General features: G+C 71.3%; 23 protein-coding genes. 18 read left to right on the top strand and 5 right to left on the bottom strand.

Translation table 11 applies throughout. From position 1 onward, the window contains the following. Nucleotides 1–222: 222 nt before the first annotated feature. The 4 genes from PV396_RS37610 to PV396_RS37595 all read left to right on the top strand — a co-directional run bounded on the left by PV396_RS37610 (nucleotide 223) and on the right by PV396_RS37595 (nucleotide 4,834). Nucleotides 223–528 (top strand): hypothetical protein, encoded by a 306-nt coding sequence (locus tag PV396_RS37610; protein ID WP_319212537.1) that lies wholly within the window; start codon nucleotides 223–225, stop codon nucleotides 526–528. Next, nucleotides 522–2,810 carry a TOMM precursor leader peptide-binding protein gene (locus PV396_RS37605; protein WP_319212536.1) on the top strand — a complete coding sequence of 763 codons (2,289 nt, stop codon included), beginning with the start codon at nucleotides 522–524 and terminating at the stop codon, nucleotides 2,808–2,810. Before PV396_RS37610 ends, PV396_RS37605 begins: the two co-directional genes overlap by 7 nt. A 324-nt stretch (nucleotides 2,811–3,134) precedes the next feature. Beyond that, complete coding sequence (locus PV396_RS37600) at nucleotides 3,135–4,169, top strand: sensor histidine kinase (protein WP_319212534.1); 1,035 nt, start codon at nucleotides 3,135–3,137, stop codon at nucleotides 4,167–4,169. A 50-nt stretch (nucleotides 4,170–4,219) separates the two neighbouring features. Further along, nucleotides 4,220–4,834 carry a response regulator transcription factor gene (locus PV396_RS37595; RefSeq protein ID WP_319212532.1) on the top strand — a complete coding sequence of 205 codons (615 nt, stop codon included), beginning with the start codon at nucleotides 4,220–4,222 and terminating at the stop codon, nucleotides 4,832–4,834. 20 nt (nucleotides 4,835–4,854) lie between these two features. Here PV396_RS37595 and PV396_RS37590 read toward each other — a convergent pair whose 3' ends face one another. The 4 genes from PV396_RS37590 to PV396_RS37575 form a co-directional block, all read right to left on the bottom strand. Beyond that, the gene (locus tag PV396_RS37590; protein WP_319212531.1) at nucleotides 4,855–6,099 is read right to left on the bottom strand and encodes an acyltransferase domain-containing protein; all 1,245 of its coding nucleotides are present in this window, start codon (nucleotides 6,097–6,099) and stop codon (nucleotides 4,855–4,857) included. A gap of 24 nt (nucleotides 6,100–6,123) precedes the next feature. After that, nucleotides 6,124–7,863: a fatty acyl-AMP ligase gene (locus PV396_RS37585; protein ID WP_319212529.1), complete on the bottom strand. Its 1,740-nt coding sequence runs from the start codon at nucleotides 7,861–7,863 to the stop codon at nucleotides 6,124–6,126. A 122-nt stretch (nucleotides 7,864–7,985) separates the two neighbouring features. Beyond that, nucleotides 7,986–8,195: an acyl-CoA carboxylase subunit epsilon gene (locus tag PV396_RS37580; protein WP_319212527.1), complete on the bottom strand. Its 210-nt coding sequence runs from the start codon at nucleotides 8,193–8,195 to the stop codon at nucleotides 7,986–7,988. A gap of 86 nt (nucleotides 8,196–8,281) precedes the next feature. Then, nucleotides 8,282–8,965 carry a hypothetical protein gene (locus tag PV396_RS37575; RefSeq protein WP_319212525.1) on the bottom strand — a complete coding sequence of 228 codons (684 nt, stop codon included), beginning with the start codon at nucleotides 8,963–8,965 and terminating at the stop codon, nucleotides 8,282–8,284. 223 nt (nucleotides 8,966–9,188) lie between these two features. Here PV396_RS37575 and PV396_RS37570 point away from each other — a divergent pair, with 223 nt between their 5' ends. The 10 genes from PV396_RS37570 (at nucleotide 9,189) to PV396_RS37525 (ending at nucleotide 16,077) form a co-directional block, all read left to right on the top strand. Beyond that, the gene (locus PV396_RS37570; protein WP_319212523.1) at nucleotides 9,189–9,422 is read left to right on the top strand and encodes a DUF6059 family protein; all 234 of its coding nucleotides are present in this window, start codon (nucleotides 9,189–9,191) and stop codon (nucleotides 9,420–9,422) included. Between the two features lie 52 nt (nucleotides 9,423–9,474). Then, nucleotides 9,475–11,217 carry an acyl-CoA dehydrogenase gene (locus PV396_RS37565; protein WP_319212521.1) on the top strand — a complete coding sequence of 581 codons (1,743 nt, stop codon included), beginning with the start codon at nucleotides 9,475–9,477 and terminating at the stop codon, nucleotides 11,215–11,217. A 142-nt stretch (nucleotides 11,218–11,359) separates the two neighbouring features. Further along, on the top strand, nucleotides 11,360–11,617 hold the full coding sequence (locus PV396_RS37560; protein ID WP_319212519.1) for a hypothetical protein: 258 nt from the start codon (nucleotides 11,360–11,362) through the stop codon (nucleotides 11,615–11,617). Between the two features lie 44 nt (nucleotides 11,618–11,661). Beyond that, a complete protein-coding gene (locus PV396_RS37555) occupies nucleotides 11,662–12,414 on the top strand; it encodes a 4'-phosphopantetheinyl transferase family protein (protein ID WP_319212517.1) in 753 nt (250 codons plus the stop codon). 76 nt (nucleotides 12,415–12,490) lie between these two features. Beyond that, entirely contained in the window at nucleotides 12,491–13,252 is a 762-nt protein-coding gene (locus tag PV396_RS37550) for a thioesterase II family protein (RefSeq protein WP_319212515.1), read from the top strand. Nucleotides 13,253–13,280: 28 nt separating this feature from the next. Beyond that, nucleotides 13,281–14,102: an AfsR/SARP family transcriptional regulator gene (locus PV396_RS37545; protein WP_319212513.1), complete on the top strand. Its 822-nt coding sequence runs from the start codon at nucleotides 13,281–13,283 to the stop codon at nucleotides 14,100–14,102. A 127-nt stretch (nucleotides 14,103–14,229) separates the two neighbouring features. Continuing rightward, a complete protein-coding gene (locus PV396_RS37540; protein WP_319212511.1) occupies nucleotides 14,230–14,499 on the top strand; it encodes an acyl carrier protein in 270 nt (89 codons plus the stop codon). Then, nucleotides 14,496–15,239 (top strand): SDR family NAD(P)-dependent oxidoreductase, encoded by a 744-nt coding sequence (locus PV396_RS37535; protein ID WP_319212510.1) that lies wholly within the window; start codon nucleotides 14,496–14,498, stop codon nucleotides 15,237–15,239. Before PV396_RS37540 ends, PV396_RS37535 begins: the two co-directional genes overlap by 4 nt. Next, nucleotides 15,239–15,628 carry a SchA/CurD-like domain-containing protein gene (locus tag PV396_RS37530; protein WP_319212508.1) on the top strand — a complete coding sequence of 130 codons (390 nt, stop codon included), beginning with the start codon at nucleotides 15,239–15,241 and terminating at the stop codon, nucleotides 15,626–15,628. The genes PV396_RS37535 and PV396_RS37530 overlap by 1 nt, the downstream gene beginning before the upstream one ends. Then, nucleotides 15,625–16,077, top strand: a complete 453-nt coding sequence (locus PV396_RS37525; RefSeq protein ID WP_319212506.1) for a DUF1772 domain-containing protein — start codon at nucleotides 15,625–15,627, stop codon at nucleotides 16,075–16,077. The genes PV396_RS37530 and PV396_RS37525 overlap by 4 nt, the downstream gene beginning before the upstream one ends. Before the next feature lie 72 nt (nucleotides 16,078–16,149). On the opposite strand, the gene PV396_RS37520 is transcribed toward PV396_RS37525, so the two are convergent. Beyond that, nucleotides 16,150–16,560 carry a SchA/CurD-like domain-containing protein gene (locus PV396_RS37520; RefSeq protein WP_319212504.1) on the bottom strand — a complete coding sequence of 137 codons (411 nt, stop codon included), beginning with the start codon at nucleotides 16,558–16,560 and terminating at the stop codon, nucleotides 16,150–16,152. 174 nt (nucleotides 16,561–16,734) lie between these two features. On the opposite strand from PV396_RS37520, the gene PV396_RS37515 reads away from it, so the two are divergent. Genes PV396_RS37515 through PV396_RS37500 form a run of 4 tightly spaced genes read left to right on the top strand, consistent with a single transcriptional unit; the run spans nucleotide 16,735 to nucleotide 20,016 of the window. Further along, on the top strand, nucleotides 16,735–17,070 hold the full coding sequence (locus PV396_RS37515) for a TcmI family type II polyketide cyclase (protein WP_319212503.1): 336 nt from the start codon (nucleotides 16,735–16,737) through the stop codon (nucleotides 17,068–17,070). Further along, nucleotides 17,067–17,504, top strand: coding sequence for a cupin domain-containing protein (locus PV396_RS37510; protein ID WP_319212500.1), 438 nt, complete (start codon nucleotides 17,067–17,069; stop codon nucleotides 17,502–17,504). The genes PV396_RS37515 and PV396_RS37510 overlap by 4 nt, the downstream gene beginning before the upstream one ends. Beyond that, complete coding sequence (locus tag PV396_RS37505) at nucleotides 17,501–18,790, top strand: beta-ketoacyl-[acyl-carrier-protein] synthase family protein (protein ID WP_319212498.1); 1,290 nt, start codon at nucleotides 17,501–17,503, stop codon at nucleotides 18,788–18,790. The genes PV396_RS37510 and PV396_RS37505 overlap by 4 nt, the downstream gene beginning before the upstream one ends. Beyond that, a complete protein-coding gene (locus PV396_RS37500; RefSeq protein ID WP_319212496.1) occupies nucleotides 18,787–20,016 on the top strand; it encodes a ketosynthase chain-length factor in 1,230 nt (409 codons plus the stop codon). Before PV396_RS37505 ends, PV396_RS37500 begins: the two co-directional genes overlap by 4 nt. The last annotated feature ends 23 nt before the right edge of the window (nucleotides 20,017–20,039 follow it).

Below are 20,039 nucleotides of genomic sequence, written 5' to 3'. Positions count from 1 at the left end.
CCAGACCCGGGCCAACCTCGCTCGGTGCAGGGCAGGCTCCCATCCACGGCCGGGGCCGCCCAGTGAGCAGCACATGAACACAATCATGAAAAGTTCATAGTCATCCCATGACGCCCGCACTCCCCTGTCCAGTCCCGCTCGGCTCAAAATCACCGCACAGACGGAGAGCATCCGCTCGAATCCGCCGAATGTGACTCACTCACCACGGGAAGGACCCTTGTCATGGACACCCTCTTCACCAAACCTGCACTCGTCGCCGTCGACCTCCTCGAGGACGATCTCCGCTTCGCCGAACTGACCGCCCGCGCCGGCCTGGAGCCGGAACTGGGCCGGCGCTACGAGAACAGCCCCACCCTCGTCCTCGCGGAGTTCGGTCTGTCCGGCGCGGCGCAGGCGCCCGCGGGCGCCGGTGTGGTCATCGAGGACCTGAGCCGGTCCGCCGCCGGAGCCATGGCCATTCCGACCTGGACCACCGCCGGCCCCAGCCCCGAGGAGCCGAAGGTCCCGGCGGTGGCGCCCCGATGGTGAACCGGCCTCCGGCCGCCGACGCCCCCACCGTGGGGTTCAAACGGCATCTGAGAGTCCAGGCGATCGGCGACAAGGCCGTCTACCTGCTCTCGGCCCGTGGCGTGCAGGTGCTGCACGGACCGGAGGTCGTGGCGCTCGCCCCGCTCCTGGACGGCACCCGCACCCTGCCCGGCCTGCTGCGCGAGGCCGCCTCCCGGATGCCGGCCCCCGAGGCCGGCCGGGTGGTGGGCGAGCTGGCGAGGGCCGATCTCATCGGCTACCGGGAAGCCGCCCCCCGGGAGCCGACGGACACGGCCGGCCCGGCCTACTGGGACCTGCTCGGCAACGGCAGCGCCGCCATCGCCAACCTCGCCCGTACGGCGGTGGAGGTGATCGGCGTCGGGCAGGCCGACCGGGCGGCCGCCGTCGCGGCCTGCCGGGCCACGGGCCTCACCGTCGTGGACGAGGACGACGGCGGCCCCGGCGCGGGCCTCTCGCTCGTCCTGTGCGAGGACTACCTCGCACCGGAGCTGGGCGAGGTCGACCTGCGGATGCGGGCCGCGTCCCGCCCATGGCTGCCGGCCAAGCCCGGCGGCCCGGAGTTCTGGGTCGGGCCGGTCTTCTCGCCCGAGGACGGCCCCTGTTGGTCCTGTCTGGCACACCGGCTGCGCGCGCACCGCTCGGCGGAGGAGGCGGTGTGCCGCGCCGGCGGATTCACCGGACCACTGCCGGTCCCGGAGGCCTCGCTGGCCGCGGGCCGGGCCCTGGGCCTCCAGGCGGCCGTACTGGAGGCCGCCAAGTGGATCGCGGGGGTGCGGCACGAGAACGCACGGAGCGTGTACACCCTGGACACCTGCACGCTGCGCTCCGCGCACCACCCGGTGACCCGTCGGCCGCAGTGTCCGCAGTGCGGGGACGGCTCCCTGGTGGCCCGGCGCGCCTTCGAGCCGATACCGCTGGCCTCCCGCCCCAAGGCGCGGCACACCGGTTCGAACCACCGTGCGCTGCCGGCCCGTCAAGTACTGGACCGATACCGGAAGTTGACCGACCCGGTCACCGGGATCGTCTCGGAGGTCGCCCCGGATCCGAACGCCCCGGAGGGCGTCACCAGCTTTCTCTCCGGACACAACCTGGCGCTGGCCGGCCACACGCCGTCCGAGGTCCGCAGGGGGCTGCGACAGTTGAGCGGCGGCAAGGGCGTGACGGCGGAGGAGGCGGAGGCCGGGGCCCTCTGTGAGGCGGTGGAACGTTTCTGCGGAACCCGGCAGGGCGACGAAGCCGTTGTCCTCGGCTCGTTCGAGGAGCTCGGCGAAACGGCCCTCCACCCCAACGACTGCCAGCTCTTCCACGAGCGGCAGTTGCGGGACCGCGCCCGGTGGAACGCCACCCACGGGGGGTTCCAGCAGGTGTGCGCCCCCTTCGATCCCCGGCGCACCATCGAGTGGACGCCGGTCCACTCCCTCACCACGGGCCGGCAGCGGCTGCTGCCCACCTCGATGCTCTACTTCACCAACCCCGCGACCGAAGGCCTGCCCTGGGCCGACTCCAACGGGAACGCCGCCGGGAGCAGCCTGGAGGACGCGATCGTCCAGGGGTTCCTGGAACTCGTGGAGCGGGACGCGGTCGCCCTGTGGTGGTACAACCGCACCCGGCAGCCCGCGATCGACCTGGACGCCTTCGACGAGCCCTGGCTCGCCGAACTGCGGGAGACATACGAGCGCCTGAACCGTGAGGTGTGGGCACTCGACCTCACTTCGGATCTTGGCATTCCGGTAATCGTGGCGTTGTCCCGGCGCACCGACAAACCGGCCGAGGACATCGCGTTCGGCTTCGGCGCGCACTTCGATCCCCGGCTCGCACTGCGCCGGGCGGTCACCGAAATGGGACAACTGCTGTCGCCCGCGGCAGGCGCTCGGGAGGACGGTACCGGATATGGAGTGGACGATCCGGAGATCCTCTCCTGGTGGACTCGGGCAACCATCAGGAATCAGCCATACCTCCTACCGGATCACGTCGAATCGCCTCGGTCACCCAACCATTTCCCCCGGGTTTTCCGCACTGATCTGCTCGAGGACGTGAAGGCGGCGAGCGCCCTCGTGGCGCGGCACGGGATGGAGTTGCTCGTCCTCGACCAGACACTGCCCGATGTGGCTCTGCCCGTGGTCAAGGTGTTGGTGCCGGGCCTGCGGCACTACTGGGCGAGGTTCGCTCCCGGGCGTCTGTACGACGTTCCCGTTCGCCTCGGCCTTCGCGAGCAACCGGTTGCTTACGAACATCTGAACCCGATTCCCATATTCGCGTAATTAATAGCCGTTCGGCCAACCTCCGATGGATCAGGCACCGTATATTTCGATCACAAGTCCAACGGTCTGACGAGGAGGCACTTCATGACCGACCCCTTCCGTCATCCGGAAACCGGACTCGTTCATGACGGTGTTCTCGGGAGACCCGGGGCCGGACAACAGGGGCCAAGACCAATACCACGCGGGGGCGGGATACGAAGACCTCGCCCGGAACGAGATATTCCGGCTACGCACGTCTCGAAGATCATCACCGTCACCACCCTCGTCGGTTACGCGGCGGTTCTTCTGCTCAACGTCCTGTGGGCGAAGCCCAGTCCGGGCAAATTGATCCTGTGTCTGGCCTGTGTGACCGCCCTGTGCGGGGTGCAACTGCTGCACACCTCGCCACGGACCCGGCGCCGGCCCATGCGGTGGCGGATCCTCACGCTCACCATCCAGGCGGTCCTCACCTTCCTGCCGTTCGTCTGGTTCGGCATCACCTGGGGCAGCATGGGCGGGATTCTCGGTGCCTCGATCCTGCTCATGCTGCCCCGTCCGGTGTCCTGGATCCTCTTCGGACTGCTGGCTGCCGCGATCGGCGGCTACGCCTTCGCGCTGCACCTTCCGTTGATCAGTCAGATCTACGCGCCCCTCACCACCCTGCTCACCGGCCTCATCCTCTACGGGCTCACCCGGCTGACCGACCTGGTGCACGAAGTCCACGCGGCGCGGGCCGAGTTGGCGCGTATGGCGGTCGCGCAGGAGCGGCTGCGATTCTCCAGGGACGTGCACGACCTGCTGGGTTACAGCCTCTCCGCGATCACACTGAAGTGCGAGCTGATCCACCGTCTGGTACCGACCCACCCCGGCCGCGCCCTCGACGAGGTGGCCTCGGTGCTGAACGTGTCCCGGCAGGCCCTCGCGGACGCGCGTCTGGTGGCCCGCAGCTACCGCGAGATGTCCCTGGCGGACGAGGCGGAGTCGGCCGCGACGGTCATGGCCGCCGCGGACATCCGGATCACCATGGACATAGCCTGCGGCCGGCTGCACCCGGCGGTGGACACCGCGCTCGCGACCACGCTGCGGGAGGGGATCACCAATGTCCTGAGACACAGCAAGGCGCAGTCGTTCGACATCAGGGCGGTCCGCGAGGACAAGACCGTACGGCTTCTCCTGGTCAACGACGGGGTGGTCGAGAAGGGCCCGTCCACCGCTCCGGTCGGCAGCGGCCTGGAGAATCTCCGCACCCGGCTCGACGCCGTGGGCGGCCGGCTGACCGCCGAAGTGGACGACGACGGCCGGTTCCGGCTCATGGCAGAGGTACCCGTCCGACCGATTCCCCCCGCGACAGTGGTCACTGGCGCGGGGAGGGACGCATAATCGCCACTGCACCTGCGGGACACGGGGACACGCTTGATCAGGGGAAATCGATGCTGTCGGTGAAGATTCTGCTCGCCGAGGATGTGCACATGGTCCGGGGAGCACTGATAGCCCTCCTGGAACTGGAGCCGGACTTCCAGGTGATCGCCTCCGTTGACCGCGGGGACCTCATCGTGGAGACCGCGCTGCGGACGCGCCCCGATGTGGCCGTCCTCGACATCGATCTACCCGGCATGGACGGCATCACCGCCGCCACCGAACTGCACGAACGGCTTCCCAGCTGCCGTGTTCTCATCCTCACCAGCCTCGGCCGGCCCGGCATGGTCCGCCGGGCCCTGTCCGCCCAGGTCTGCGGCTTCCTCCACAAGGACGCGCCGCCCTACCGGCTCGCCCACGCGGTCCGGGCGGTGGCCGCAGGGGAACGGGTCTTCGATCCCCACCTGGCCCTCTCCGCCTGGGAAGCGGTGGAGTGTCCGCTCTCGCCCCGCGAGGCCGAGGTACTCCAACTCGCCTCCCGGGGCGCGGACGCCGCCGAGATCGCCGCCGCCCTGTATCTGACCAAGGGCACCGTGCGCAACTACCTCACGGCGATCGTCGCCAAGCTCAACGCCCGCAACCGGATCGACGCCATACGGATCGCCAAGGAGGCCGACTGGATCCCGTGACGCCGGTTTCCGTCGCCGTGTCACGGCCCCGGCGGGTCCTCGGCGAGCGGCCCGGCGTTCAGTGCGGAGAGCACTCCGGCGAGGTCCACCGCGTTGCTCTCCGGACCATGGCACACCGCCAGGCACCGGGGGCCGTCCGCACCTCCGATCCGGCGCAGCAGCGGGGTCAGCACGGCCTTCGGGCCGATCTCCACCACATGGGTGGGGTCCAGCTGGGCCAGCATCCGCCGGACCGCTTCGGCGAACCTCACGGGTGAGGTGATCTGCCGGGCCCAGTAGGCGGCGCCGAGCGGCTCCGCCAACTCCCTTCCGTACACCGTCGAGTAGAAGGGGACGCGCGGCAGGACGTCGGGGAACCTCCCCGCCACCGCCGTGAACCCGGGGACCACCGCCTCCATGCGCGGCGAGTGGAACGCGTGCCCGACCGGGAGGAGCCGGCTGGAGATGCCGGCGTCCGCCAGCCTGTCGCTGACCCGCGCCAGCCCCTCGAGATCGCCGGAGAGCACGGTGGCCCGGGCCGCGTTGATGGCGCCGATCGACACCCCCGGCTCGGACGCGGAGACCTCCGCCGCCTCGTACGGATCCGCACAGGTCGCCAGCATTCCGCCGTTGTTGGGCAGCCGCTGCATGAACGCGCCCCGCATCGCGACGAGTCGGGCCGCGTGCCCCGGCGTGAGTGCCTCGGCGACCGTCGCCGCGGCGAACTCCCCGAGCCCGTGACCGAGCACGGCCACCGGACGTACCCCGGCGTCCAGCAGGGTCTGCGCGAGGGCGTACTCGACGGCGAAGAGGGCCGGCTGGGACAGCGACGTCCGGTCGATACCGGGATCCTGACTGAGGATCAGGTCGGCCACCGAGCGGCCCAGATAGGGCCGCAGCACCTCGTCCACCCAGGTCAGGCCGATCCGGTAGCTGGTGGAATGGCGGTAGAGGCCCTCCGCCATGCCCGGGTACTGGCTGCCCTGGCCGACGAACACGAACACCACCCGGATGCGCTCGCGCCGCTTCACGCGCACCCGGCGAACCGCCAGATGGCCGGCCAGTTCCCGGACCGTGGGGTACACCCACATGTCCTGGGGGTCGATCAGTGAGCCGAACTCCGCCTCGATGTCCCCGTAGAGGCTCAGCAGTGCCACCGAGTCGAGTCCGCACTCCACCAGGAGGGTCTCCTGCCCGACCTCCCGGCGCGCGTAGTCCGAGATCCGGCGCGTCAGCCAGGTGAGGAACTCCCGTTCGTGCCGCTCGTCGTGCGGTACGTGGTTCACACCAGTCCCCTCTGTCGCCCTGGTTCATCCGGCCAGCGCGTCCAGCCCCGTCACGAGATCCATGTCGAGCTCCTGGTGCAGGGGACGGATACGGCCGCGCAGGAACAGCTCGCGCATCGCGGAACGCTCCACCTTTCCGCTGGTCGTACGGCGTACGGTGCCGGGGCGGACCAGCAGGACACCGCCGACGTGTACGTCGAACTCCTCGGTGAGGCAGCGCTCCACCTGGGTGGCGAGCGCGGCGAGGTCGAGGTCGTAGCCGCTGCGGGTACGCAGCTCCTGGACGACCACCACACGCTCGCGCTCACCGGGAACGGCGAAGGCGGTCCCCGGGCCGAACAGCGCGTTGACCCGCTGTACGGTGCGCTCCACGTCCTGGGGGTACAGATTGCGCCCCGCCACCACGATCACGTCCTTGAGGCGGCCGGTCACATAGAGGTGACCGCCGTCGAGGGTGCCCAGGTCCCCGGTACGCATGAAGTCGCGCTCGCCGTCGGCCGTCGTGGCGCGGAAGACCCGCGCCGTCATGCCCGGGTCGCGCCAGTAGCCGTGGGCAACCCCGCTGCCGCGGACCCAGATCTCACCGATCCGCCCGTCGGGGACCACCGCCCGGGTCTCGGGATCGACGATCCGGATCTCGCAGCCGACGGCGTAGCCGCAGGAGGGCAGCCGCCTGGCCGGACGCCCCGGGGTCGGCTCACGCCACAGGTGGCGTTCCAGGGCCTCCGCGTCCACTGTGCGTTCCTGACGCGGTTGCACTCCCCGGTTGCCGGAGACCAGCAGGGTGGCCTCGGCCAGGCCGTAGCAGGCCGAGAAGGCCCCGGCCCGGAACCCGGCGGGCGCGAACCGCTCGGCGAAGTCCCGCAGGGTCTTGGAGCGGACGGGTTCGCCTCCGGAGACGGCGGTGCGCCAGCCGGAGAGGTCGAGGCCGTTCAGCTGCTCGTCGGTCACCCGCCGCAGGCACAGGTCGTACGCGAAGTCCGGGGCGCCGCTGGCTGAGATCCCATGGCTGCTGATGGCTTCCAGCCAGCGCACCGGCTGCCGGATGAACGACTCGGCCGGGAGCATGACGGACGTACCGCCCAGCCAGAGCGGGTGGAGCAACTGGCCGACGAGGCCCATGTCGTGGTGCAGGGGAAGCCAGCCGCCCAGCCGCGCCCCGGCCGCCGTGCCCAGCGCGTCGTGGATCGCGCGCTGGTTGGCGAGCAGGTTCTCGTGGGTGACGACCACTCCGTGCGGCTGTCCCGTGGAGCCGGAGGTGTACTGGAGGTAGGCGACGGTGTCCGGAGGCAGCTCGGGCAGGCTCCAGGGCGGTGCGGTGGGCACCGCGTCACCGGGCAGACAGGGCGTGTTGCCGTATCCGCACCGGGCCAGCAGCCGGGACACCTCGGGGGCCAGGGCGGCGTCCGTGAGCGTGACGCACGGAGCGGTGTCCTTGACGATCCCGGCGATCCGCTCCTCGTGGTGGGCACGACCGCCGCCCGGTGGCGCGGGAACCGCGATGGCCCCCGCGTACAGACAGGCCAGGAAACTGACGGCGAACTGGTGGCGGGAGCGGTGCACGAGCAGCACCCGCTCCCCGACGGCGTTCTGACTCTGCAGCCAGCCCGCGAGCCTGCGGGCGGAGGCATCCAGGCTCCGGTACGAAACGGATTTCGGACGTCCTCGCTCCGCGCTGTCCGGCAGCAGGAGCAGCGCGTCCCTGCCGGGTGCTTGCGCGGCCCTGGCCAGCATGAGTTCGGTGAAGTTCCGATGACTGGTCAACGCCTCCCCCTCACGTGTGTTCCGTCGGCGCCACCCCCGGGCACCGACCTCGCCGGCGGGGAGACATCCGACCCCTTGCCCGCGCCGCGCGAACTCCCACGCCGGACGGGGATCGTGCCCGCTCACCTGGCGGACCAGGCGACCGCGGAGCGGTGGCAGAGCCGCCCGGGGCCCCATTCGGCCCGCCGCGGGGGTGCCCCGCCGAAGGCGGAGTCGGGGCCCGCGGGGTCTTCGCAGGCTCGCAGCCGTGCCAGCAGCACGGCGGTCACGGCGGCCAGTTCGGTCTCGTCCGGCTGCCCCCGGACCACTTTGAGGAGCTTGTGTTCGGACATGGCACGAGCCTGTACCCGACAACTCGAACGTCGGTCGTGCCACAGCCGCAGGAAGGTGGAGCGGCCCGGCCGGTGGGCCCGGGCGGTCAGGACAGCGGGGACTCGCAGGCGACCCGCGCCCGTTCGACGGTGAGCCGGGTCGTCGTGCCTTCCAGCCGAATCCGGCAGTCGGAGAACCGGCTGCTGCGCAGGGCGTCGTCACAGGGCTGTGCGCTGCTCCACCAGATCAGGCCCAGGTAGGCGCGCGGATCGGTCGTGGAGCGCAGCAGCAGACCGCCCTGACAGTTGGCGTCCTGCATGAACTGGCCGGCCAGGGCCCCGAAGTCCAGCTCGAACTGGGCCGCTTCACCGTCGAGCAGCGCCTCCACCAGTACCACGTGCGCGGCGTCGGCCATGATGTGGTGGGCGCCCATCCGGCCCACTCCCACCGCCTGGCCCGGCTCGATGTCGGCGAGCCGGCCGAGGCGGTCGAGCTGGGCGCTGTAGGTGCCGGTGTGGATCGCGCTCAGCATGTTCCCGTACGAGCGCCAGCAGCTGAGGTGCAGATAGGTGCGCGGCCGGTCGAGGGACCGCAGTGTCACCTGGCCCCTGCTGCCCGTCTGGTGGCGCTGATGCCGCGCGCCGAGTTCCAGTTCCCGTTCGAAGCTATCCCTGGTCCCTTCGTCGTTGAGCTCGAACCACCGCACGGTGACGACAGCGTGGCCGCGCTCGCCCTGGATGTCGGCCGGACGCGGTTCCCACCTCTCCATGCTCGCCCCGTTCAGCGACACAGCACACCGTCCTTGGGGGCCTGATGATCTCGTCGGAGTCTCACGGCAACGCGCGCCCACGCAGCCTGCATCCTGTATCCGAGCAAGAAACACTCGAGGCCAACTCGAGCCCGTAGTGCAGAATGCCGAACCCGACGTTCCGGTTGGGCCGCGGCGCCGTTGCGAGGGTTCCTTGAGTCCTGGTTGAGCGCCGGTTGTCACCCTCCTCCCCACGGTGTTTTCCATGCTGGAGGGAACCGACGACATGTCCGGCACAAGCAAGGGACTGCGAGCGCTCGCCATGGCAACGGCGAAGCGGCTGCTGCGGCCGGTGGGACGGGCCCTGGTGATCTACGGCTGGCTGTGGCTGCCGGGGCCGCCGCCGAAGGAACTCTTCGACTGGCCCGCGAAGGACGGAAGTCCGGTCGGCCATCCGCCGCCGGCCGAGTTCGAGCAACTGGACTCGCGGCGCTTTTGAGTCCGGGGCGGGGCACGCGCCAGCCTGTTCCATGGAAGAACGGTAGGAAGCGATGTCGGTTGCGGCGAGCGGTGCGGACCTCGACGGGGCGTCCGTGGAGGAGCGGATCGCCCGGCTCGAGCACGACTGGGGAGATCTGGACGACCCGGGAAATCCGCTGGGGGCCGAACAGTTCGTGGCGGCGGACGCCGAGCGGCGCCCGCTGCCCGCCGCTGAGCGGCTGCTCGACGACTTCCGGCTCAACGCCGAGTTCGTGCCGGGGGAGTTGGGCGGCAGACTGCTGCGACTGGACGCGCTGGCACGGGTGTTGCGGTCGGTCTTCCGGCGGGACGCGTCGCTGGGCATGGGCTACGGGATGAGCTCGTACATGGCCGCCGCGGTCGTCTGGGCCGGGGGCTCGGCCGAGCAGCGGCGCGCCACCGCCGAACTGCTGCTGTCCGGCGGGCGGATGGTGTGCGCCTATCCGGAGCCCGCCGAAGGGAACGACTTCCTGCAGAACAGCTTCACCACCACCCCGAGCGGTGACGGTTTCCTGCTCAGCGGCCGCAAGGAGGCCCTCAACAACGCCTCGCGGGCCTCGTCGCTGCTGCTGTTCGCGCATCCTGCGGGAGAGGCGGTGGACGGCCACAGCGCGTACCTCGTCCGCGCCCCGGAGCCCGGCAGCCCCGGCTTCCGGTCGCTGCCCAGGCGCTCCACCGTGGGTCTGCGCGGCTGTCTGGTCAACGGCGTGGAGTTCACCGGATACGGGCTCACGGCCGACCAGTTGCTCGGACCGCCGGGCGCCGGGGCCGAACTGGCCGCGCGCGCCTTCCCCGTCATCCGCTGCGTCGGCCCCTCCATGGCCCTGGGGTGCGCCGACACGGCCCTGCGCACCGCCGTCGCGTTCGCCCGCTCGCACCGGTCGCGCAGCAGGGCTTCGCTGCGCACGCCCCGCACCCGCGCCGCACTGGTCGACGCGTTCACCGACCTGCTGCTGTGCGACACGCTGGCCCTGGTGGCCACCCGGGGCCTGCATCTGCTGCCGCGCGAAGGCCCCACACTGAGCGCCGTGGTGAAGTACCTGCTTCCCACGGTGCTCACCGAGATGGTGTACGACCTGTCCATCGTGCTCGGCGCCGAGTCGTACGCGAGCCAGGGACCGTACGCCGTCTTCCAGAAGTCGGCCCGCGACCTGCCGATGATCGGCCTGGGTCCGGTGGGCAGCACGGCGAGCCGGGCGGCGATCGTGACGCACCTTCGCCGGCTGCCCGGGCTGCGGGCGCCCGTGGACGAGGAGGTCCCGGCCGCGCTGTTCCAGCCGTTCGGCCAGGTACTGCCGGGCCTTCGCCCGGAGGAACTGACCCGGGCCGCCGACGTGGACTCACTCCTCGGGACGCTGGAGTCCACCCTGTGGCAGGCATCCGCCGCCGACGGCGGGGAGCTGGAGAAGGCGCTGGCCGGGTACGCCGCCGCGCTCGACGCCGAACTGGCGCGACTGCGCCGGGCCAGCGCCGACCTGGCGGACCGGCCCGAAGGCGGCCCGGGGCTGCGGGGCTTCGCGCTGGCCGAGCGGTACGCCCTGATCACCGCCGGCGCGGCCTGTCTGGGCGTACGGCGCTACCACAGCGGCTCCCCGGACGACTTCCTCTCCGGTCCGGCCTGGGCGGTCATGGTGCTCTTCCGCATCCTGCGCAGACTCGACCCCGGTACGCCGGAGCCGCCCCGCGTCGGGGAGGAGCAGCTGCTCGACGAGCTGCTCCACCGCTTCGACGACGCCCGCAGCTACGACCTGTACGCGACCCTGATCGGCCGATGAGAACAAGAGGCTCCCCATGACTCCGAGGACGCACGAACGGCGGTCTCCCGAGGGCCTCGTCCCGAAGCGGGACGGCGTCCCGCCGGGTGGTGCGGGCGAGCAAGGCGGCGGAATCCGAAGGCCGGTGACGGTGACTCCGCCCATGGGGGTACCCGACTCGCCTCGGCAGGACGCCTCGTGGACCGCCGCTGCTCCGGGGCTCGTCAGGGGCGTCGTACCGGAACGCGCAACGCTTGATCCCGTACACCACGACGCGGGACACACCCCGGAGTGGCGGCCCCCCGCGCCGACGGACGTCTCCCCAGTGGACCCGTCCCCGAGCGGCACGCTCCCGCGCCGCGGTCCCGTCGACGAACCCGCCGACCGCCTCGCGGACCTGGTCCGCCCGCCGGTGCGCTGATGCCTCCCGGGCACGACCGAGGCCCCGGGGACCCCTGGCGGGGGATGCGCGGCGAACTCGACTCGGCGGGCACGTCGGTCGTCCACGCGGCCGTCGCCGACTGGCTCCCCGACGCCCTGGACTCCGACCGGCTGGCGGCGATGCTCGGCCAGGACCACGCCCGGCTGAGGCGGATCGCCCAACCCCAGCTCCGCGCGCGGTTCGCCGCCTCCCGGCTGCTGCTGAAGTCCGCGGCGGCCGCGGCCCTCGACACCTCGGCGGAGGACCTCGAACTGGCGTACAGGCCCGGCGGACGGCCGTATCTGCGCGGTATCGACCAGCTCGACGTGAGCCTGAGCCACACCGAGGAGCTGCTGGTGGTCGGGCTGGCCCGGCACGGCAGGATCGGGGTCGACGTCGAGTTCGCGGACCGGCGGATGCTGAGTCTGGGCACGGAACGCATGGTGTGCACGCCCCACGAGCTGGAGGCGCTGCGCGGCATGGCGGAGGAGAACCGCAACCGGGAACTGGTGCGGCTGTGGACGCTGAAGGAGGCGTACAGCAAGGCGATCGGCCAGGGTCTGCGGTTTCCCTTCACCGGGTTCGGGTTCGACCCGGGGGACGAGCGGGCCCGGATGCTGCGCCCGGACGGATCCCCGGTCGCGGGCGTGGACTGGACGTTCCACAGCTGGCTGCTGGACGACGAGTACATGGTGAGCGCGGCCGTCCACGACCCCGGCTTCGGCGACCGGCGGCGCTCCGGCGGCGTGCCGCTCCTGGCGCCGCCGCTCTCCGCCCCCGGCTCTACCACTCGTTGAGCGCCCTTCCAGAGGCTGCTGTGACGCTCATCGCCGTCCTGGCCGGAAGGCATCGCACGGAAGGGGGGTCGGCAAGGTGCATCGTTATCTCGCGACTCGGCCGTCGGCCGGCGGCTCGGCACGAAGACTGCTGTGCTTCCACCACGCGGGAGCGGGCGCCATGGCGTTCGCCGGCTGGCGACAGCGGGTCGGGCCGGGTGTGTCGGTCCTCCCGGTGCGACTGCCCGGCAGGGAGTCGCTGCGGCGGGAACCCCCGCTCACCGACGCCCAACAGCTCGCCGAGGAACTCACGGAGGACTTCGGTCCGCTCCTGGACGAGCCGTACGCCTTCTACGGGCACAGCCTCGGGGCGCTGGTCGCCCACCGGCTCGCCCTGCACCTCGTGGCCACCGGCCGCAGGCCACCCGAGGTCGTCATGGTCGGCGCCTGCCCCGCCCCGCAGTCGCCCTCGCGACTGCTGGAAGCCGCGTCGCTGCCCGGGGTGACCGACGAGCAGCTGGTGGGCCTGCTCGCCGACGACGAGAGCATGCCCGAGCTGCTGCTCGAGCGCCCCGAGTGGCTGCGCGCCACTCTCACCACGCTCCGGGCGGACCTGCTGCTCGCGCACAGTCTGCGCTCGGCGCCACCGGCCCGACTGCCGTGCCCGCTGTGGGCATTCGCGGGCCGGGACGACCGGATGGTGAGCGCAGCGGAGGTCCGTGCGTGGGAGCACTGTACGACCTCCGGGTTCCACTTCCGGATGATGCCCGGCGCGCATTTCTTCGTCCGCGGCCGTGAGCTACCCCTAGCCGTCAAAGAGGCACTGCATACCGAAATGTCGCTGCCTCGCGTCGGCTGAAATGTTCGTTGTGGAAGGAGATCCGCGGATGGACATCAGCATTCTCGGCCCGTTCAGGGCGACTCAGTCCGGGGTGTCGGTGACACCGACCGCCGTCAAGCCCCGCAAGGTACTCGCCCTTCTCGCCCTGCAGGCAAACCAACTGGTCTCGGTGTCCGCACTGGTGGAGGAGGTGTGGGGGGAGGCACCGCCGCGCAGCGTGCAGACCACCCTGCAGACCTACATCCTCCAGCTGCGCACCCTCATCGCCGCCGCCCTCGAGGAGGACTGTGCCGGGCTGCCGCACGGCGCGAAGAGCGTGCTGATCACCGAGCCCGGGGGGTATCTGCTCGACACCCAGGGCGGGTTGTTCGACATGCAGGAGTACGAGGCCCTGGCCGCCGCCGGGCACCGGTCACTGGAACAGGGCGACTGGTCGGCGGCCTCGGACCATCTGGGCCGGGCGCTCGCCCTGTGGCACGGCCGGGCCCTGGTGGACGTGCAGTGCGGTTCACTGCTGGAGGTGGAGGCCACCCGCCTGGAGGAGTCACGCATGAGCGTGCTGCACGGGCGCATTGAAGCCGACCTGAGACTGGGGCGCCACCACGCGCTCATCGGTGAGCTCTCCGGGCTCGCCGCCCGCTATCCGTTGCACGAGGGCATCCACGGACAGCTGATGGTGGCGCTGTACCGCGCCGGGCGCCGTGGCGACGCGCTGGGCACCTACCAGCAGCTGCGTACCGCCCTCGGCCAGAACCTGGGCCTTGACCCGTCGCCCTCGATCGAGGACCTCCAGCGCGCGGTCCTGGGCTCCTCCCTGCTCGACCTGGACGACGCCCTGTCGCCGGCACCGCTGGCCAAGGTCGGCTGACACCTCGGCCGACACCAGGGCGACCCGACTTCTCTCCCGCCTCCCCTCCCCTCCCCTCCCCTCCCCCGTCCTGTCCTCCCCTCCTGAGAATCCCGGCGCCCGCCGGCATGCGAAAGGAACAACGACGATGAGCGACATCAGCCTGTCCGAGCTGAGCGAGCTGCTGCTCGAGTGCGTCGGAGCCCCCGAAGAGGGCACGAGCCTCGACAGCGACAACGCCCTCGACACGCCCTTCCTGGAGTTCGGTTACGACTCCCTGGCCCTGCTCCAGGTCACGGGTCTGATCACCCGCCGGCACAACATCGTGCTGTCCGACGACGCCGTGATGGAGGCCGAGACGCCGCGCCTGCTGCTGAACATGATCAAAGAGGCGCCGCAGGCCGGGGCGGTCCGATGACGTCCGGCACCGGATTCGACGGCAGGCGGGTGGTGGTCACCGGCGGGACCCGGGGCATCGGACGGGCGATCACCCTGGCCTTCGCCCGGGCCGGCGCGCGGCTCACCGTCGTCCACCGCGCCGACGGCGAGGCGGTCCGGCAGCTCGACGAGGAACTGACCGCCATCGGCTGCGAACACGTTCTCGTACAGGCGGACGTCACCGGTGACACCGGCGCCCGGCTGGTGGCGGACACGGTGCGCGAGCGGTTCGGCGGTGTGGACGTCCTGGTCAACAACGTGGGCGTGGACGGCCATTCCAAGTTCGAGGACCTGTCCGAGGCGGAGTGGCACCGGGTGATGAACCACAACGCCACGTCCACGTACCTCGTCACCCACGCGCTGGTGGGACTGTTCCCGGACGGCGCGTCGGTGGTCAACGTCGGGGCCTCGGTGGCCCTGCGCGGCCGGCCGCTCGGTGTGCACTACAGCGCGTCCAAGGCCGCCCTGGTCGGGTTCACCCGGGCGCTCGCCAAGGAGCTGGGCGGCCGGGGGATCCGGGTCAACACCGTGGCCCCCGGCGTGACCGAGACCGAACCCGGTGCCGGGCTGCCGCCCGTGATCGCCGAACGGATCGCCGGGATGACGGCCCTCGGCCGGCTCGGACGTCCCGAGGACGTCGCCGGGGCGGTCCTCTATCTCGCCGGGGACACGGCCGCGTACGTCACCGGCGCCACCATCGAAGTCGACGGAGGAATCTGATGCCCTACGCAGCCATCACCTATCGCGTCAAACCCGGCCACGAGGAGGAGGTCGCGGAGATCTTCGCGGGCTTCCAGCGGGTCGACACCCCTGACTTCGCCGGGAAGGCGGGCGAGACGGCCGGCCGGCTGCTCGGTACGGCCGTGTTCATCAAGGACGACGTTCTCGTCCGGTTCATCCACTACGAGGGCGACTTCTCGGCCGTCGCCCGGCACATGGCCGCGCAGAAGGGCGTGCACGTCCTGGAGGAGAAGCTCGCCCCGTTCCTCGCCGAGCAGCGGGACACCAGTTCGCCGCAGGGCTTCGCCGAGTACTTCCGCAACGCCACGATGCGTTCGATCGCCCAGCTCACCGTCGACACCCACCCCACGGTGGCCCCGGCGTCATGACGGGACTGCTGGGCGTCGCCGCGCTGCTCGGCGGCGGAATCACCGCGGGGGTGCTGTTCGCCGTGGCGCTGAGTGTGGTGCCCGCGCTCTTCGCGATGGAGACGGGCACCTATGTGTACGCGCACGGGCTGCTGGGCCGTAACTGGGATCCGACGATGCCGGTCATCGTGCTCGGCAGTGCGCTCGCCAACGGTGTCCTCGCCGGCCTGACCGACGGGGCCGCGCGGGTTCTCTTCGCCGTCGCGGTGGTCCTGCTGCTGGGGGTGTCGGGCGTCTCCCATCTGTGCAACGTGCCCATCAACCGGCGCGTCAAGGCCGTCACGGACCCCGCCGCGCTCCCGGCGGACTGGGAGGACCCCCGGCCCCTGTGGCGGCGCTGGCATCTGCTGCGCACCGCGCTCGCCGTCGTGGCACTGGCCGTGACGGCGGCGGCCGTCACGGCTATCTGACGACACGTCAGACACCCCTGTCCTCCCGTGTGTTGGTGCGCACGGGAGGACAGGGGTGTCTGACGTCGGGCCTCAGGCCGGGTTCGCCGCGGCCGCCGGTGCCGCCGGGGCCGCCGCCTGGTCGCGTACGGAGATCTGGGCGACGGTCTTCAGCAGACTGCGCTGGAACGTGGCCACGAAGCCCTCCGTCGTGTCGGTCTCGCGCGGCTTGCTGAGATACGGCTTCAGCTTCTTCTCCACCTCACGAACACCGGGCTGCGCCGCCATGTGGCGGGCGACGGCCTCGAGGTCGCCGGTGTACTCGATGACGCGGACCAGCGTGTCGTCCCGCAGGAAGACGGCGGTGGCCAGGATGGTGCCGGCCGTGCGGCCTGACTCGTCCGTGACGTTGCTGCCGCGCACCCGCTTGAAGTTGCCGAAGATCTCGGTGAGTTCCTTCTCGTAGCCGGGCTTGATGTCGTAGGTGATCGCCGCAAACGGCATGGGACGGCTCCTGTTCGCTCCGGGGTGTGTGCGCCCAGCGGAACCGAGACGGCTCGGGAGTGCCTCGAGGCGCCCTCCATCCCCCGGAGAGCTGGATCTGTGTTCGAGCGGCTCTCCAGACAGCGGTGCGACCGTCCGACCTGATGCTGACCGTGGTTCCCCAGGAGGTACGCCGTGCACCGCACCTTGATCGTCGCCCGTCTGAAGCCCGACAAGGCCGACGACATCGCTGAGATCTTCGCCGAGTCCGACGCCACCGACCTCCCGGGAATGGTCGGCGTCTCCCGTCGCACCCTCTTCCGGTTCCACGGCCTCTACTTCCATCTCGTCGAGGCCGACGAGGACATCACCGGCAACCTCTACCGGGCGCGCAGCCACCCGCTGTACGACGACATCAACACCCGGCTCGCCGAGTGCGTCGAGCCCTACGACCCCGACTGGAAGGAGCCCAAGGACGCGATGGCCGAGCCCTTCTACATCTGGACCAAGGACGGAGGGCGGATCCAGTGACCACCTCCATCACCCGTACCGTGAAGGTCTCCGAGGACGAGGTCGCGGCCAACACCAAGCGTGGCGGCGACATCCGGGTCACCCTCAGCCCCAAGACCGTCGGCTGCACCTCGGGCTTCGGCGGGGTCGTGACCCTGGAGCCCGGTGACTTCATCACCGAGCACTACCACCCGTACTCCGAGGAGTTCCTCCACGTCGTCAGCGGCGATCTGCGGATGACGCTGGACGGCGGCGAACCGATCGCGCTGGCCGCCGGGGACTCGCTGCTCGTCCCGATCGGCGTACGGCACCGGCTGGTCAACGCCGGCGACACCACCGCGAAGTGCGCCTTCCACCTGTCCCCGCTGGCGCCGCGTCCCGAGCTCGGACACGTGGACACCGAGACGGCGCAGCACCCCGAGCAGTCCAACCCGGATGTGGGTGGGGCGCCGTGAGACGACGGGCCGTCATCACCGGTATCGGTGCGGTGGTGCCGGGCGGGGTCGGCCGGGAGGCGTTCTGGAAACTCCTGTCCGAAGGACGCACCGCCACCCGGCGGATCAGCCTGTTCAATCCCACTCCCTTCCGTTCGCAGGTCGCCGCGGAGGTCGACTTCGACCCGGCCGCCGCGGGCCTCGAACCACGCCATGTGCGGCGGATGGACCGTGCCGCGCAGTTCGCCGTCGTCTCCGCCCGGGAGGCGGTCGCGGACAGCGGACTCGACCTGGCCGCGCTCCCCCCGGAGCGGATCACGGTCAGCCTCGGCAGCGCCGTCGGCTGCACCATGGGGCTCGAGGAGGAGTACGTCGTCCTCAGCGACCGGGGCCGCAAGTGGCTGGTCGACCACGAGTACGGCGTACCCCACCTGTACGGCTACATGGTGCCCAGCACCCTCGCCGCCGAGGTCGCCTGGGAGGTCGGCGCCGAGGGGCCGGTCGCCCTGGTCTCCACCGGCTGTACGTCGGGGCTGGACTCGATCGCCCACGCCGTCCAGCTGATCGAGGAGGGCAGCGCGGACGTCGCGCTGGCCGGCGCCACAGACGCCCCGATCTCGCCGATCACCTCGGCGTGTTTCGACGCGATCAAGGCGACGACCACCAACAACACCGATCCGGAGCACGCCTCGAGGCCCTTCGACCGCGACCGGGACGGTTTCGTGCTCGCCGAGGGCTCGGCCGTGCTGGTCCTGGAGGAGCGGGAGGCCGCCGAGGCGCGCGGCGCCCGGATCTACGGCGAGATCGTCGGCTTCGCCGGGCGCAGCAACGCGTACCACATGACGGGACTGAAGCCCGACGGCAGGGAGATGGCCGAGGCCATCACGGTCTCCCTGAACCAGGCGCGGCTCAACCCGACGGACGTGGGCTACATCAACGCCCACGGTTCCGGCACCAAGCAGAACGACCGGCACGAGACGGCGGCGTTCAAGCGGAGTCTGGGCGAGCACGCCTACGACATCCCGGTGAGCTCCATCAAGTCGATGGTCGGCCACTCCCTCGGGGCGATCGGGTCCATCGAGGTGGCGGCCTGTGCCCTCGCCCTGGAGCGGCAGGTCGTGCCGCCGACGGCGAACCTGCACAACTCCGACCCGCAGTGCGACCTGGACTACGTACCGCTCACCGCCCGGGACCACACGATGGACGTGGTGCTGAGCGTCGGCAGCGGGTTCGGCGGGTTCCAGACCGCGATGCTGCTGGCCCGCCCGGGTACGGCGGCCGCGGCAGCCGGAAGGAGCGGGGTATGACGGCCGCAGACACCGCCCCGCCGGTGATCACCGGGATCGGCGTCACCGCCCCCACCGGCATCGGGGTCGAGGCCCACTGGTCGGCGGTGCTCGCCGGGAAGTCGGCGATCAGCCGGATCGAGCGGTTCGACCCGTCCGGGTACCCGGTGCAACTGGCGGGCGAGGTACCGGGGTTCGACGCCGACAGCGCCGTACGGCCCAACCGGCTGGCCTCCCAGACCGACCACTGGACGCATCTGGCGTTCGCGGCCGCCGAGGAGGCGCTCGCGGACGCCGAGGTCGATCCGTCCGGGCTTCCGGAGTACGAGATGGCCGTGGTGACCTCCTCGTCCTCGGGCGGCACCGAGTTCGGGCAGCGGGAGATGACCGCGCTCTACCGGAACGATCCTTCCTGGGTGGGCGCCTACCAGTCCATCGCCTGGTTCTACGCGGCCACCACCGGACAGTTGTCCATCCGCCACAAGATGCGCGGTCCGTGCGGTGTGCTGGCCTGCGAACAGGCCGGCGGGCTCGACGCGGTCGCCCAGGCGAAGCGGCTGACCGACAAGGGTTCCCGGCTGGTGCTCACCGGCGGCACGGACGCTTCGCTGTGCCCGTACGGCCTCACCGCGCAGTTGTCGACCGGCAGGCTCTCCACCGTCCAGGACCCGGGCCGCGCCTATCTGCCCTTCGACGCGGAGGCCCGCGGGTACATCCCCGGCGAGGGCGGGGCGATCCTGGTCCTGGAGAGCGCCGGGTCGGCGGCGGAGCGGGGTGCCGGGCCGGGTTACGGGAGGGTGCTCGGCCACGCCGCCGGTTTCGACCCGCCGCCCGACTCGGGGCGGCCCCGGGTGCTGCGCCGGGTGGCCGCGCAGGCTCTGCGGGCGGCCCGGCTGACGCCGGGGGACATCGACGTGGTGTTCGCCGACGCCGCCGGACTGCCCGCCGACGACCGCGCGGAGGCCGAGGCCCTCGCGGCCCTCTTCGGGCCCTCGGCGGTCCCGGTCACGGCGCCGAAGACCCTCACCGGACGGCTCTACGGCGGGGGCGCGCCCCTCGACGTGGCCACGGCGCTGCTCGCCCTGCGCGACGGAGTCGTCCCGCCCACCGTCGGCACCCGCCGGCCGGCGCCCGGTCTGGAGATCGACCTGGTCACCGACGGTCCCCGGCAACTGCCGCTGCGCCACGCCCTGGTGCTGGCGCGGGGCCACGGGGGCTTCACCTCGGCCCTGGTCCTGGGCCGCTGACGCCGACGGCCGACGGCGGCGCA

The sequence above is a fragment of the Streptomyces sp. ME02-8801-2C genome, from assembly GCF_033793965.1.
In the GTDB taxonomy this organism is placed as follows: domain Bacteria; phylum Actinomycetota; class Actinomycetes; order Streptomycetales; family Streptomycetaceae; genus Streptomyces.
This window is presented reverse-complemented; position numbering and strand designations above follow the sequence as displayed.